Origin of the sequence: Corynebacterium sp. (assembly GCF_030532325.1) — a bacterium.
GTDB lineage: Bacteria > Actinomycetota > Actinomycetes > Mycobacteriales > Mycobacteriaceae > Corynebacterium.
Map to the genome: position 1 here is coordinate 51,947 of NZ_JAUNLS010000005.1, position 14,596 is coordinate 66,542.

General features: G+C 66.0%; 14 protein-coding genes. 11 read left to right on the plus strand and 3 right to left on the minus strand.

Annotated elements, in window-relative coordinates:
- Position 1 precedes the first annotated feature (1 nt).
- From Q4E25_RS04400 to Q4E25_RS04435, 8 genes are all read left to right on the plus strand, one after another.
- Positions 2-1,339: a GntP family transporter gene (locus Q4E25_RS04400; RefSeq protein ID WP_303154474.1), complete on the plus strand. Its 1,338-nt coding sequence runs from the start codon at positions 2-4 to the stop codon at positions 1,337-1,339.
- A 142-nt stretch (positions 1,340-1,481) separates the two neighbouring features.
- Entirely contained in the window at positions 1,482-2,504 is a 1,023-nt protein-coding gene (gene ssd, locus Q4E25_RS04405; protein ID WP_303154477.1) for a septum site-determining protein Ssd, read from the plus strand.
- Positions 2,501-3,634 (plus strand): TadA family conjugal transfer-associated ATPase, encoded by a 1,134-nt coding sequence (locus tag Q4E25_RS04410; protein ID WP_303154478.1) that lies wholly within the window; start codon positions 2,501-2,503, stop codon positions 3,632-3,634. Before ssd ends, Q4E25_RS04410 begins: the two co-directional genes overlap by 4 nt.
- The gene (locus Q4E25_RS04415; RefSeq protein ID WP_303154480.1) at positions 3,631-4,383 is read left to right on the plus strand and encodes a type II secretion system F family protein; all 753 of its coding nucleotides are present in this window, start codon (positions 3,631-3,633) and stop codon (positions 4,381-4,383) included. Before Q4E25_RS04410 ends, Q4E25_RS04415 begins: the two co-directional genes overlap by 4 nt.
- Positions 4,380-4,940 (plus strand): type II secretion system F family protein, encoded by a 561-nt coding sequence (locus Q4E25_RS04420; protein ID WP_303154481.1) that lies wholly within the window; start codon positions 4,380-4,382, stop codon positions 4,938-4,940. Before Q4E25_RS04415 ends, Q4E25_RS04420 begins: the two co-directional genes overlap by 4 nt.
- 192 nt (positions 4,941-5,132) lie before the next feature.
- Positions 5,133-5,312 carry a DUF4244 domain-containing protein gene (locus tag Q4E25_RS04425; protein ID WP_303154627.1) on the plus strand — a complete coding sequence of 60 codons (180 nt, stop codon included), beginning with the start codon at positions 5,133-5,135 and terminating at the stop codon, positions 5,310-5,312.
- 8 nt (positions 5,313-5,320) lie between these two features.
- Positions 5,321-5,635: a hypothetical protein gene (locus Q4E25_RS04430; RefSeq protein ID WP_303154483.1), complete on the plus strand. Its 315-nt coding sequence runs from the start codon at positions 5,321-5,323 to the stop codon at positions 5,633-5,635.
- Positions 5,632-5,976: an Rv3654c family TadE-like protein gene (locus Q4E25_RS04435; RefSeq protein ID WP_303154484.1), complete on the plus strand. Its 345-nt coding sequence runs from the start codon at positions 5,632-5,634 to the stop codon at positions 5,974-5,976. Before Q4E25_RS04430 ends, Q4E25_RS04435 begins: the two co-directional genes overlap by 4 nt.
- Here the strand turns inward: Q4E25_RS04435 and Q4E25_RS04440 are convergent.
- Positions 5,973-8,330: a DEAD/DEAH box helicase gene (locus Q4E25_RS04440; RefSeq protein WP_303154486.1), complete on the minus strand. Its 2,358-nt coding sequence runs from the start codon at positions 8,328-8,330 to the stop codon at positions 5,973-5,975. The genes Q4E25_RS04435 and Q4E25_RS04440 overlap by 4 nt on opposite strands.
- Before the next feature lie 251 nt (positions 8,331-8,581).
- Here Q4E25_RS04440 and Q4E25_RS04445 point away from each other — a divergent pair, with 251 nt between their 5' ends.
- Entirely contained in the window at positions 8,582-8,785 is a 204-nt protein-coding gene (locus Q4E25_RS04445; protein ID WP_303154489.1) for a cold-shock protein, read from the plus strand.
- A 6-nt stretch (positions 8,786-8,791) separates the two neighbouring features.
- Here Q4E25_RS04445 and Q4E25_RS04450 read toward each other — a convergent pair whose 3' ends face one another.
- On the minus strand, positions 8,792-9,421 hold the full coding sequence (locus Q4E25_RS04450) for a DedA family protein (protein WP_303154492.1): 630 nt from the start codon (positions 9,419-9,421) through the stop codon (positions 8,792-8,794).
- Positions 9,422-9,680: 259 nt separating this feature from the next.
- On the opposite strand from Q4E25_RS04450, the gene topA reads away from it, so the two are divergent.
- Positions 9,681-12,689, plus strand: coding sequence for a type I DNA topoisomerase (topA, locus tag Q4E25_RS04455; protein WP_303154495.1), 3,009 nt, complete (start codon positions 9,681-9,683; stop codon positions 12,687-12,689).
- 46 nt (positions 12,690-12,735) lie between these two features.
- Complete coding sequence (locus Q4E25_RS04460; RefSeq protein ID WP_303154498.1) at positions 12,736-13,392, plus strand: hypothetical protein; 657 nt, start codon at positions 12,736-12,738, stop codon at positions 13,390-13,392.
- Here Q4E25_RS04460 and Q4E25_RS04465 read toward each other — a convergent pair.
- Positions 13,379-14,587 carry a DUF418 domain-containing protein gene (locus Q4E25_RS04465; protein WP_303154499.1) on the minus strand — a complete coding sequence of 403 codons (1,209 nt, stop codon included), beginning with the start codon at positions 14,585-14,587 and terminating at the stop codon, positions 13,379-13,381. The genes Q4E25_RS04460 and Q4E25_RS04465 overlap by 14 nt on opposite strands.
- Positions 14,588-14,596 lie beyond the last annotated feature (9 nt).

Below are 14,596 nucleotides of genomic sequence, written 5' to 3' on the forward strand. Positions count from 1 at the left end.
AGTGACAGGAACTTCTCTTCTCCTGCTGGGAGCACTCGCGGTTGCAGTTTTGCTGGCATTGGTTATTTGGGTCCGAATGCCTGCGTTTGTAGCCCTGATGCTGGTAGCACTTGCTACCGCGGTAGTTTCCGGCATTCCCTTGGCTGATGCAGTCTCCACGGTGACAGGTGGTGTTGGCAAGACACTTGGATCTGTAGCGGTCGTTGTTGGCTTAGGCGCGATGCTCGGCAGGATCATCGAAGAATCTGGTGGTGCCCAATCTCTAGCCAACTACTTTACGGACAAACTCGGTAGGGCAAGAGTCCCAGTAGCTATTACCGTTGCCGCGTTTATCCTAGGTATTCCAGTCTTTTTCGACGTCGGATTCATTATCCTTGCGCCAATCATTTTCGGTTTCGCAGCCGTCGCGAAGATCAATCCGCTCAAGATTGGCCTGCCAGTTGCGGCAACGCTCTTGACAGTTCACGTTGTTGTTCCTCCGCATCCAGGTCCGGTAGCAGTTGCTGAGATTCTTGGACAGGATGCAGGAATGCTACTTACCATCGCGCTTCCGGTTGCAGCTGTTACAGCGGCAATCTGCTTCTTCACTGTGAAACTTTTTAAGGTGGAGTCCATTGAACGAGGGAAGTCTCCGGCTGAAATCGAAGTGATCGAAGACTTCGATCACGCGCCGTCACCGTGGACTGTTATTTCGCTGATTCTGCTCCCAATCTTGATCATCATGGTTGGAACTACTGGACAAATGATGGCAACGGAAGGTAGTGCCCTCTATACCTTCGTTTCATTCTTCGGCTCCTCGCCAGTAGCTCTTCTCATCAGCGTTATCGTCGCTTGGTTTGTACTTGGCAGTCAGCAGCATTGGGATCGCCAGCGCAGTACTGACGTGATGGATTCTGCTTTGCCTACGGTCGCGGTAATCATCTTTGTCACCGGCGCTGGCGGAGGATTCGCCAATGTGCTTGTCGAGTCTGGAATCGGTGACGTCCTATCAGAAATTCTGATCGATACTGGTCTGCCGCTCATCTTGATGGCATTTGTTATGGCAGCCGCACTCCGTGCTGCTCAGGGGTCTGCAACAGTCGCACTTTTGACCACCGCGGGACTGCTTGCCCAACCGATTACAGACGCACAGCTTTCGACGATTCAAGGCGCACTCGTGATGGTGGCTATTGGTTTCGGTGGCCTAGGGCTTTCACACATTAATGACTCGGGTTTCTGGATTGTGACCAAGTATCTGGGTCTCTCTGTGAAGCAAGGACTGAGGTACTGGACCAGCTTAACCACTGTCTATGGCGTAGTTGGCTTCCTCATCACGTGGGCAATTTACGCTGTCGTGTAACAAGGCTTTTTCGGGGTGTTATCCACAGGCGCACGTTGACGTGTCATCCTCCGCGGCACTGCGGGGTGCTTGAGGGCTGGGTTATCCACAGGCAGATTTTTCGCCCTAGTGTGCGCGCTGGCCCTCGCGCAGAGTTGGTGCCATGAACACACAACTTCTTGCTCTGGCCGTGGGGGACTCAGCCCTGCGTGCCGAGGCGGCTTCGGCAGCAGCCGCCAGCACGGCGGAGGTCCTCACCATCGAGGATCCCCGGGATTTTCCGCGCTACCTGCCCAAAGCGGACGTGGTCATCGCGGATGCCTTGACCGCGGGGCTGGTGGCGGAGCACCCGCGCGTCTTCTTCGTGGCGGCGGACCCAGGGCCCATCGACTACGAAGCCGCGCTGCGCTGCCACGCCCAGGCCGCCTTCATCCTGCCGGCGGAATCGAAGGGGCTGCTCGCCGCACTCGCGCAAGAATCTCATCCCAGCAGGGAAACCATCAGCGCGCCCACGGTTGCCGTGACAGGCTCGGCGGGCGGGGTGGGCACTTCAACGCTGGCGCTGGCGATTGCCAGGGAGGCGGACGCTGCCTTGCTTGTCGATGCCTCCCCCTACTCCGGCGGACTCGACCTGCTCGCCGGCATCGAGTCGGAGCCCGGTGCGCGATGGCCAGACTTTGCCGCAGGCACGGGCGCCGTGGACCCGGTGGAATTGGCCAGGGCGCTGCCCTCCGCAGGTGGGTTGGCGGTCCTCTCAGCTGCGCGCAGTACCACCCCGGTGAGCATGAAGCCGGCGCGCCGGGAATCCATCATCCAGGCTGCGTGCCTGCATCCCGCCCCCGTGGTCATTGACTGCCCGGCGTGGGACGTGCCCGTCGGGGCGGACCACGTCATCATCCTTACCGCCGCGGAGGTGCGCTCGGCGGCGGCCTGTGCCGAGGTGGTGGCGATACTGCGCGCGCGCAAGCAGCCGTGCTCGGTGGTGGTACGTCACCGCCAGTGGTCGGGGCTGGACGCCAACGACATCGCGGCGCTCGTGCACACCGAGCCCATCGCGGAGATTCCCACGCTGCGCGGGCTGACCAAGGCCTGCGAGACCGGGGGTCTGCCGCGTCGGCTGCCGGGGTCGCTGCGCGCGGCCGCCCAGGCGGCGTGGGAGGCAGCAGCATGGGAGGTGGCGGTATGAGTCTCATCGATACCATGCGCGGTGTCCTGGCCACCGAACCACAACTCGCCCGCGATGCCACGGCGCTAGCCCAACGCATCCGGCAAGAAGCTGGGGTGATCAGCGACGTCGACGTGCTGGATCTGCTGCAGCGCCTGCGCCATGATTCCTTAGGCCTCGGCGTGCTCGAGCCGGTGCTCTCGCTGCCGGGCTTGAGCGACGTGGTGGTTAACGGGCCGCGCTCGTGTTTTGTTGATCGCGGCAACGGCTTGGAGCAGGTGAACGTGCGCTTTGCCGACGACTCCGAGGTCCGCCAGCTGGCCACCCGGCTCGCCGCGGTGGCGGGCGTGCGCCTGGATGATGCCCAGCCCTTTGCCGATGGCCGCCTGACCCGCCCTGATGGCACGGTGCTGCGCCTGCACGCACTGCTGGCGCCGCCCTCGGCCAGCGGGACGTGCATGAGCCTGCGCGTGCTGCGTCAGGCGCAGACTAGCCTGCAACAGTTGGTGAGCAATGGGACCATCGCACCGGAGGTGGAGGCGGTGGTGCGCGGGATCGTCGCCAAGCGGGCGTCCTTCCTGGTGATCGGCGGAACCGGTTCCGGCAAGACCACGCTGCTCGCCGCGCTGCTGGGGGAGGTGCCGGCCAGCGATCGCCTGCTCATCATCGAGGACACCCCGGAGCTTGCCCCGGTGCACCCGCACGTGGTCACCCTGGTCTCGCGCCGGGCGAACGCGGAGGGGCGCGGGGAAATCTCGATGTCCCTCCTGCTGCAGCAGGCGCTGCGCATGCGTCCAGACCGCATTGTGGTGGGGGAGATCCGCGGTGCCGAGGTGGTCGAACTGCTCGCTGCGCTCAACACGGGTCATGATGGCGGGGCAGGCACGCTGCACGCCAACTCGGTGGATGAGGTGCCCGCGCGCATGGAGGCGCTCGCCGCCCTGGGCGGGCTGGACCGGGCCTCGTTGCACTCGCAACTGGCCGCGGCGGTACACGTGGTGCTGGGCATGGAGCGCACAACTCACGGTCGCAGGCTGGCGCACATCGGTGTGCTGGAGGGAAACCCCGTGGTCCCACGCCTGGTGTGGAGCACTGAAGGCGGCCCTCGAGAGGGCTTTGCTGAGCTCAGCGCGCGTCTGGGGGCGTCATGACGTATCTCCTGTGTGCCCTGGCCCTGAGCATTCACCCACCGGCGGTGGTACGCAGGCTACAGCCCGAGCCGCCGAAGCGCCGCTTGCTGCCGGTGGCTGTGGCCGCGACGGGTATTGCCTGCGTGCTGCTGGGCCGGGTGAGCATTGCCCTGGCTGCCGCCAGCGTGGTGGGCTGCGCGCTGTGGTACGCCGGAGACGTTGCGGCGGCGCGCCGTGAGCGCCGCGGGCGAGAGGCCCTGGCGGCCTACCTGGGTGCTGTGGCCGCGGAGCTGCGCGCGGGCGCGACCACCGCCGCCGCACTGCAGCACGGCGTGGAGGCGCTGCCGGATTCCGCGCCGGAGAGTCTGGTCACCTCACTGCGCACCGCAGCCGGGTTGGCGGCGCACGGCGGACGCCCAGAGAAGGCCTTGACCTCCGCGGAGCTGCGCCGTCTGGGCAGCCTGGTGGCGCTGTCGGCCGAGCACGGCGTGGCCCTGGCCGGGCTGGTGGAGCAGGCACAGAATCAGCTCGACGCAGCCAAGCGCCACGCGCAGGCCACCGAGGCCTCCCTGCAGGGCCCGCAGGCTACCGCACTCATCCTGGCTGGTCTGCCGGCGGCGGGTGTGCTCATGGGCGGGGCGATGGGTGCGGATTCCCTGGGCTTCCTGCTCGGCGGTGGGCTGGGCGGGGTTCTCCTCGTCATCGGTGTGGGGTTGGCCTGCGCGGGCTTTGCGTGGTCACGGTGGATCCTGCGGAGGGCAGCGGCATGATGGCGGCACTGTTGTGTGCGGCGGCCCTGGTGCTCCCAGACGCAGCACCCCGGGCGCGGTTACGAGGTGCTGAGGGCCCGGCCAAGCGCAGGGCGCTGCTGCGGGTGAAGACCCCTCGCGACGGTCCGCGCCCCCAGCTTGGCCCCTTGGACGCAGCCTGTGACCTGGAGCTTTTCGCTGCTTGCTTGGATGCCGGAATGTCGGCCCAGGCCGCGGTCACGGCCGTCGCGACCACCTCGCCCGCGTGGCGGGAGGCGGCAGCGTTGCTGGGGGTGGGCGTTCCCATGGATAGCGCATGGGCGTCGCTGCGTGCCGAACCTCATCTGGCGGGCATGGTCCGCTTGGCCCAGATGTCAGGGGATTCGGGCGCGGCGATGGTATCCGGGTGCCACCGCTTGGTGGCGCAGCTGCGCGCCGAGGCCGCGGCGCAGGCTACTGCTTCGGCCGAAAGGGCCGGCGTGTTCATCGCCGCGCCTCTGGCCGTGTGTTTCTTACCAGCATTCATCATCGTGGGGCTGGTGCCCGTCATTATCAGCCTGGGGCAGCAGCTCCTGTGAGCATCACTCCGACCGATAACCAACTGACAACCAACCGAGAAATCCAACCGAGAATTCAAACCGGAAATCAACTGAGACACCAATGAAAGAACTACGTGACCACGCAGCGGTGCTTGCGCGCGGCTGTGGTGGAACCGGGGGAAGGACAACACTATGTACACGTATCTAGTGCAGCGCTTTCGCGCGAAGAATATGGGCGATAAGCTGGGAAAACTCGCCGATGACAGCGGTATGAGCACAATCGAATATGCCATGGGGAGCCTAGCGGCAGCCGCCCTGGCCGCGGTGCTCTACGCCGTGATTAACGGCGGCCAAGTCCCAGACGCCATCGAGTCCATCATCACCGACGCCCTCTCGAACACGCCGGGCTAAACGGGCTCATGAGCATCCGTGATGAGACCGGCTCGGTCACCATCGAGGCCGCGCTGTCGCTGTCGGCACTGGTGATCGTCGCCGCGGGCATCGTCGGTGGGGTTGCCACCATGTCCGCGCACCTCGCGGCTGTCGACGCCGCCGGGGCCGCCGCCCGCGCCCACGCCATCGGGGTGGACTACCAGCGCGAAGGAGTAGAGATCATGGTCACCGATAGCGGCGGGTTGGTCACCGCGCGGGCGGAAGTCCCAGCACCACTGGGAACGATGCGCGCGCAGGCGGTCTTCCCCGCGGAAATCGGCCAGACGGGAAGCAACCAGTGACGCCCGCGTGCCCAGGGCGGCGCCGCGCCCACGCGGATGACGCTGGCTATGCCACCGTGGTGACTGCCGGAATCATCGCGGCGCTCACGGGCTTGCTCATTGCTGTGGCGGCGGTGGGCGCGCGTGTGGTTGCCCGCCACGAGGCGCAAGTGGCCGCGGACCTCTCCGCGGTAGCCGGCGCGTGGAGCATCACCCGCGGCAACGATGCCTGCGCGGCCGCCGAGCACACCGCGGGCCTCAACGGGGCGGAGCTGGTGGGCTGCCAGGTCAGTGACCAGGACGTCATCGCTACCGCCACGGTGCGCGGGCGCGAGGCCATTGCCCGGGCAGGGCCGGTCTAGGTGGAGGGCGGGCCGCCGGCGGTCATCGTCACCAGCGCGCCCAGCAGCTTGATGGCGCCGGCCTTGTCCAGTGGCTGGTTCCCGTTGCCGCATTTCGGGGACTGCACGCACGAGGGGCAGCCGGATTCGCACGGGCAGGAGCGCACCGCCTCAAATGTGGCTTCGATCCACTCCGGGAAGCGCCGGAAGCCCTCCTCGGCAAAGCCGGCGCCACCGGGGTGGCCATCGTAGACAAACACCGTGGGCAGCCCGGTATCGGCGTGCTCCGTGGTGGACACACCGCCGATGTCCCAGCGGTCGCACGTCGCAATCAGCGGCAGGAGCCCAATGGCTGCATGCTCGGCGGCGTGCAGCGTGCCCGGCGCATCCGCGGCGCTGACACCCATCGCTGCAAGTGCCAGCGGATCGATGGTGTAGGCCACCGCCCGGGTGAGCAAGCGCTGCTCCGGCATGTCTAGGGGTACGGTCTCGCCCACGGTGCCATCGGCAAGCCGCACCTGGTAGCCGGTTACCTGGTTGATCACTTCCACCTCGACGCTGGCCACCCACAGGCCCGGGGCGTAGTTGACCAGCTCGTCGGCCTCGCGCACGATGCGGATATCGGTCACCGAGCTGGGCTGGGTGGTGTACTCCGGGGAGTCCGGCCGAGCCAGCGCCACGTAGTCCGCCAGGTGCAGCTCCTCAATGACGTAGCTTTCGCCCTGGTGCAGGTAGACCGCGCCGGGGTGCACCTGCCCGGCGGCCCGGGCGGCGTCGATGGTGCCCAGCACGCGGCCGTCGGAGCTGTCCACAATCATCACCATCTCCCCGGAGCCACCACGCAGCGACACCGCGCTGTGGGCGCTCTCCGGGGACAGCGCGGCCTCCGGCGGCTGGGGCACGGCGAACCAGCCGGACGGGCGGCGGCGCAGCACGCCCTGCTGCGCGAGGTGCTCCACCACCTGGGCCGCGCCGAAATCGGCCACGTCACTCTCACTCAGCGGCTTCTCGACGGCCGCGCAATACACATGACTGACCAAAGTATAGGGATTGGAGGGATTAAACACGCTGGCCTCAACGGGCTTGCCCAGCAGCGCCTCGGGGTGGTGAACGAGGTAGGTGTCCATCGGCTCATCGCGTGCCACGAGCATGACGATGGAGCCCTGCCCGCGGCGTCCGGCGCGGCCCGCCTGCTGCCAGAAGCTAGCCACCGTGCCGGGGAAACCAGCGGTGACCACCGCGTCGAGTCCGCCCACGTCGATGCCGAGCTCCAGGGCGGAGGTGGTGGCGACGCCGAGCAGGGAGCCATCGTCAAGCGCCTGCTCCAGGCGGCGCCGATCCTCGGCCAGGTAGCCCGCCCGGTAGGCCGCTACGCGCCGGGCAAAGTCAGGGCGGCCCAGCACGCCGGAGAGTTCCTCCGCGGTGCGCAGGGCCACTACCTCGGCGGCGCGCCGGGAACGCACGAATGTCAGAGTGCGCGCGCCCTCCGCAATGAGGGTGGCCATCAGTCCTGCCGCCTCCGTGGTGGCAGCGCGGCGCACCGGAGCGCCGTGCTCGCCCTCAGCACCAGGGATGAAGCCCGGCTCCCACAGCGCCACCGTGCGCGCGCCGGTGGGGGCACCATCCTCGGTGACCTCCTCGGTGCGGCGGCCGGTGAGCCGGTAGGCGTGGAGGGCCGGGTCCTTCATGGTGGCGGAGGCGGAAATGATGACGGGGTGGGAGCCGTAGTGCTCGCACAGCCGCAGGAGGCGGCGAATCACCAAGGCCACGTTGGCGCCGAAGACCCCGCGGTAGGAGTGGCACTCATCGATGACGATGAAGCGCAGGTGGCGCAGCACGCGGGCCCAGCGTTGGTGCGCGGCCAGCAGGGACATGTGCACCATGTCCGGGTTGGAGAAGAGGAAACGGGAATCCTCCCGGATGCCGGCGCGCGCCTCGGTGGGGGTATCGCCGTCGTAGCCGGCCGGCGCGATGCTGCCCAGCGCATCCAGTGCGCGGCACAGGCGCATCACCGCGTGCAGCTGATCCGAACCCAGGGCCTTGGTGGGTGTGAGGTAGAGCGCGCAGGCTGTGGGATCCTCGCACAGGCGGGTGAGGATGGGCAGCAGGTAGCCCAGGGATTTTCCTGAGGATGTCCCCGTGGCCACCACGACGTCGTGGCCCTGCCAGGCGGCCTCAGCGACCTGCGCCTGGTGGGAGTAGAGCTGGGTGATGCCGGTGTCACTGAGCGCGCTGCGCAGCTGCGGCAGGACCCAGACGGGCCACTCGGCGTAGCGCGCGGGCCTGGGCGGCAGGGTCGTGGAATACGTGCACGTGGATTCCTCGTAGCGGCGCTGCAGCAGCCCGAGTAGCTCCTCGCCCAAGGGGTTGGTCACGCTACCCCCTTTCTCCAGTTCCTAGGTGTCTAGACTATCGCCCACGGTGGAAACGTGTCACACTGGTGGGCAGGCCGAAAAGTCTTAGCGCAGTGTTTTAAGTCAGTGCTTTAAGCACAAGTATTTTAGGGTGCTGGCGAAGGCCCGTGTGCCGGCGGGTGCCCACCGCACTGGGAGCTCGTGTCCATATATTTCCGCGCGCCCCGCGCCACCACACGAGGCCGCGCACACAACAAGAAGGGTGCATACTCATGGCACAAGGAACTGTGAAGTTCTTCAACGCTGAAAAGGGCTACGGATTCATCGAGATGGAGGACGGCTCCGGCGATATCTTTGTCCACTACACCGAAATCAACGGAACCGGTTTCCGCACCCTGGAGGAAAACCAGAAGGTGAGCTTTGAGATCGCCGAGGGGCCCAAGGGCCTGCAGGCTCAGGGAGTCGAGGCGCTCTAAGCGCACCTAGGGGGTCTCGGCGTACCCGCGCCGAGTATCCCACCACTCAATCACGGCGTTTTGGGCCTTTTGCAGCCCGAAGCCGATGATTACTGCCGCGATGATGGAGACAATCACCGCGATGGCCGGGTTGCCGTGGAAGGCCATGCCGCCGAGGTAACCAATGGCCAGCGCCTGAGCCGCCCAGATGGTCACCCCGATGGTGTCGAAGAAGAAAAACAGCGGCCACGGGTAGCGCATTGAGCCCAAGAGAATGGTCATAAACAGGCGCGCGGAGGGGATGAAGCGGGCGATGACAATGGCCGCGCCCGCGCCCCTGCGCATGTTGCGCTTGACCCAGGCGAGGGCTGGATAAGCCCGTGAGCCCTTCTGCACGCGGTTGACCAGGGAGATCAGCCGCGTGCCCAGGAGGAAGCACAGGTTATCGCCCAGCACGGCGGCGCAGATGGCCACGAAAAACATCGTCGGCATGTGGGGATAGCCCTGCGAACCCGACCACGCGCCCACCATGTTGAGGGGGACCTCCGAGGGCAGGACGGGAAAGAAACAGTCGAGGAAGATCAGGCTGCCCACCAGCGGATAGATCCACTGCGTGACCATGACCGCTTCAATCCAGGCGGTGACTGCTTCGACCAACGGCGTCTTCCTTTAATCCTGATTGCCGGCCCGTGTGCCGCGCGGTAGGAGCGCTGGGCACGGCGCGGTATACGTGGGGTGCACTCGACTCGACCACTATACAACGCAGCGTGTATAACACTGTGTGTCTGACAGAAAGTGCACAGGCAAAGTAATAGACGTGTACTTCCCTTAATAAGTACAGTGTCCTGTTAACTGTGTACTCTAAGGGCACATTGCTCGCATGTTAGGGCCAGCCATCGAAAGGGATGAAGTCGAAGTGGCAGAAGCTACCGGCCAGGGAAAGACTCTGGTCATCGTCGAGTCGGCGACCAAGGCGAAGAAAATCCAGCCGTACCTGGGGGACGGCTACATCGTGGAAGCCTCCGTGGGCCACATTCGCGATCTTCCGCGCGGCGCGGCCGACGTTCCTGCCAAGTACAAGAAGGAGCCCTGGGCGCGCCTCGGCGTGAACCCGGAGGATAACTTCACCCCGCTCTATGTCATCAGCCCGGACAAGAAGAAGAAGGTCGCTGACCTCAAAGCCAAGCTGAAGCAGTGCGATCAGCTCTACCTGGCCACAGACCCCGACCGCGAGGGCGAGGCCATCGCCTGGCACCTGCTTGAGGTGCTCAAGCCCAAGGTGCCGGTGCGCCGCATGGTCTTCAACGAGATCACCAAGTCCGCCATCCTCGAGGCCGCGGAAAACACCCGCGAGCTGGATGAGAATCTTATCGACGCCCAAGAGACCCGCCGCATCCTCGACCGCCTCTACGGCTACGAGGTCTCCCCGGTGCTGTGGAAGAAGGTCATGCCGCGCCTGTCCGCCGGCCGTGTGCAGTCGGTGGCCACCCGCGTCATCGTTGAGCGCGAGCGCGAGCGCATGGCCTTCATCCCGGCCGAGTACTGGGACCTCACCGCTACCTTGCAGTCCACCCCGGACTTCGACGTGCGCCTGGCCGCCCTCGACGGCAAGCGCGTGGCGGTGGGCCGTGACTTCGATGACCGTGGCCAACTCAAGGGTGATGGGGTGGTCGTCGTCAAGCAGGAGCAGGCCACGCAGCTGGCCAGCGCCCTGGAGGGATCCACCATGACGGTGGCCAGCGTGGAGCACAAGCCCTACACGCGCCGCCCCTACGCGCCGTTTATGACCTCCACGCTGCAGCAAGAGGCCGGACGCCGCCTGCACTACACCTCGGAGCGCACCATGCGCATTGCGCAGCGCCTCTATGAAAACGGCCACATCACCTACATGCGTACGGACTCCACCTCGCTGTCCAAGCAGGGCTTGGACGCCGCCCGCGAGGCTGCGCGTTCCATCTTCGGCGCCGAGTACGTCTCCGACTCCCCGCGCATCTACGACCGCAAGGTGAAAAACTCCCAGGAGGCCCACGAGGCCATCCGCCCGGCCGGTGAGCGTTTTGCCACCCCGGGCGAGCTTTCCGGGCTGCTCGATGCCGAAGAGTTCAAACTCTACGAGCTCATCTGGAAGCGCACCGTGGCCTGCCAGATGGCGGACGCCAAGGGCACCTCGATGAAGGTCACCGTGAGCACCCCGGTGGGGGCAGCCGGCGTGGAGAACGCGGACTTCTCCGCCACCGGCCGCACGATTACCTTCCCGGGCTTCCTTAAGGCCTACGAGGATATCGAGCCCAAGGCCGGCAAGAACGGCAAGTCTGGCAAGGACTCGAAGGGCGGCGAGGGCGAATCCCGCCTGCCGCACCTCGAGGAGGGCGACACGCTGACCACCACCGCGATCAGCGCCGACGGTCACCGCACCAACCCGCCGGCCCGCTACACCGAGGCCAGCCTGGTGAAGAAGATGGAAGACCTGGGCATCGGGCGCCCGTCTACCTACGCGTCCATCATCAAGACCATCCAGGACCGCGGCTACGTGCTCTCCCGTGGCAACGCGCTGGTGCCTTCGTGGGTGGCCTTCGCGGTGGTTGGCCTGCTGGAGAACAACTTTGCGGAGCTGGTGGACTATGACTTCACCTCCTCCATGGAGGATGAGCTCGATGCCATCGCCGCCGGTACGGAAAACGGCACGGACTGGATCACCAGCTTCTACTTTGGCAACGAACAAGCCTCCGATCAGAAGGCGGCCTCTATTGCCCGCCACGGCGGTTTGAAGTCCCTCATCGATATCAACCTGGAGGCCATCGACGCCCGCCAGGTCAACTCGCTCAAGCTCTACACCGACAGCGAGGGCCGCGACGTCTTCGTGCGCGTAGGCCGTTACGGGCCCTACATCGAGCGCGCCGTGGGCACCAACCCGGACGGCAGCATCGAATACCAGCGAGCCAACCTCTCGGAGACCACCACCCCGGATGAGCTCAACGAGGAGCTGGCAGAGAAGCTCTTTGCCACCCCGCAGGGCGGGCGCGAGCTGGGCACCAACCCGGATAACGGCCGCATGATCGTGGCCAAGGAGGGCCGCTTTGGCCCCTACGTCACCGAGCTGGTGCGTGAGGACGAACGCTCGATCGCCGAGGCCGAAGCCGAGGAGGTGGTCAAGCGCGAGCGTGAGGCCGAGGACGCCGAGCGCAAGGCCGAGGGCAAGCGCGCCAAGAATTGGGAGACCAAGACTGCCGCGAAGCAGAAGGAAAAGCGCATCAACGAATACGTTGAGGAGAAGCTCAAGCCCAAGACGGCCTCGCTGTTTAAGTCCATGGAGCCCGCCACCGTCACTCTGGAGGAAGCACTGAAGCTGCTCAGCCTCCCGCGCGAGGTGGGTGTGGACGAGGGCGAGGTCATCACCGCGCAGAACGGCCGCTACGGCCCCTACCTGAAGAAGGGCAGCGACTCGCGTTCGCTGGCCAACGAAGAGCAGATCTTCAGCATCACCCTGGATGAGGCCCGCCGTATCTACGCGGAGCCGAAGCGCCGTGGCCGCGCCGCCGCGCAGCCGCCGCTGAAGCAGCTGGGCGATAACGACGTCTCCGGCAAGCCGATGACCGTCAAGGACGGCCGTTTTGGCCCGTATGTCACCGATGGCACCACGAACGCCTCGCTACGCCGCGGCGATGATCCCGCCACGCTGACCGACGCCCGCGCCAACGAGCTGCTCTCCGAGCGCCGCGCCAAGGAGGCCGCCGAGGGCGGGGCTAAGAAGAGCACCAAGAAGGCTGCGAAGAAGTCGGCGAAGAAGTCGACCAAGAAGACCGCAAAGAAGAGCACGAAGAAGACCACCAAGAAGAGCGGCGCCAAGGCCACTAAGAAGTCGACCGCCAAGAAGGCGCCGACCCTGACCAAGAACGTGGTCAAGGCCGGCAGCCGCAAGAGCTAGCACAGCACAGAGCTAGCACGGCACGAAGAAGAACGAGGAGCCCCGCATGAATCTGCGCGCCACCGTCATCACTGCCGCCAGCGACTTTGCCGAGCGCACTGTCGAGGGAGCGCGCGCCGGAATCCGCGCGGTGGCCCCCGCGCTGTCCGGGCGCGATCTTCCCACCCTGGCCTTCCTGGCCGCGGGGGAGACCGCCGCGTGGGCACGGCTCTTTGGCTGGAAGCGCATCAACATCGCCGCCACCGCCGTGCCGCTGTGGCCGGCTAAGGCCTCACCCGTGCTGCGCGCGGGCGTGCTGGCCGGCGCTGCGGGGCAGGTGGCCAAGGTCCTCGGCGGGCCCACCCCGCTGGGCGTGGCGTGCGTGGGTGCCCAGCATGCCGCGTTTGCCTGGGAGCTGCGTCACGCGTGCAACGACGCCCTCGGTTGGGGTCTGCGGGCTGCGGCCTGGGCGGCGGGAATCATCGCGGCACGCACGCCAGCTGAGCGCGGGGCGGCGGCGGTGGCGGGTGCCGCGGTGGCGGCGACCTCCGCCCTGGCCGGGGATCCGCAGCTGCGCGCGGAGGAGACCATGGGCGCCAGCCACGGCGCGAACCTGCTGCTCTTCTCGGAGGCACTGACGGTGGTTGCCCGCGGAGGGATCCTGGAATCCCTCACGCACACGGCGGGCACTGTGCTGCTTGTCGACGCCCTTACGCGCCGCTAGCCCCCGGCAAACTCGCCGGCAGTGCCTGCTGGGCAGGCACCATCTGTGGTTGCATCGTGGGGCCATAGGACAAGCGGCGGTGCACCCACTCGAAGGGCCCCGGCTTGCCAGTGGCCTCCAGAATGCAGGCAATCACCAGCGTGCCCAGCCACACACCAGCGGCGAGTAGCCCCAGGCCCAAGGCTCCGAAGTCATGGCCGATGTTGAGCGTAAACGGGTGCACCAGCGCGAAGAAAAACACGGATTGCAGCAGGTAGCCGGTCATGGAGCGCTTGCCCAGAGCCGCCAACGGCCACAGCCACCACGGCAGGCCGCGCACCGAGCGCAGCGCTAGGGCCGTGAGCGCCACGATGCCAGGGCCGGTGAGGATACCGAGAGTGCTGTTGACCATCTCCAGGGGAAGCTCCAGCGCGGTGGGCAGCACGCCAATGGCGGCCAGACCCCAGGGCAGCCCCACCAGGAAGATGACGGCCACTAGGATGAGTATCCACGGCATGAGCTCGCGAGTTTCGGCCCTGGCCAGGGTGCCGCGCCGCGCCCACACGAAGCCGATGAACATCACCGGCAGCAGCTGCAGCAGGTACACCGGCGAGGAAAGAAGCTGCGCGAAAAACATGCCGAGGTTGTACAGCAGGAGCATGGGGTAGGATTCCGCGTCCATGTCGAGTTCGGCGGTGGAGAATTCGGCGGCGATCGAGGGTTCGGCGCCGCCGAGAATGCCAAAGAGGACGGCCAGCGCAATGCCGAGCAGAGCCTGTAACCCCAACAGCACGTAGGACGCGCGCAGCAGCACCTTGTCCGTGAGCGAGAGGCACAGGGCGATGACAATGCCGCCCAAGCCGTAGAACATCATGATGTCGCCGTAGAACAGGAAGATGAGGTGCAGTGCGCCGAAGAGCGCCAGATAGCCGTAGCGCTTGGCGATGACCACCCGTGCCCGACGCAGCGGGAACCCTTTCCGCCACAGGCTCATCGTGATGAGGCCCACGCCGAAGCCCAGGAGAGTGGAGAACATGGGCAGTCCCCGCACATGAACAAACATGGCGGAAAAGACGGCGTAGGTTTTATCGGCGGTGGTGTCCACCCCGCCGAAGTGCTCGGTGGCAATCCACGCCGTGCATACGTTGGCCAGGGCGATTCCTAGCAACGCGAGGCCGCGGGCTACGTCAGGAAAAAGAAGGCGGTCGTGATGCATGCCCGCAGT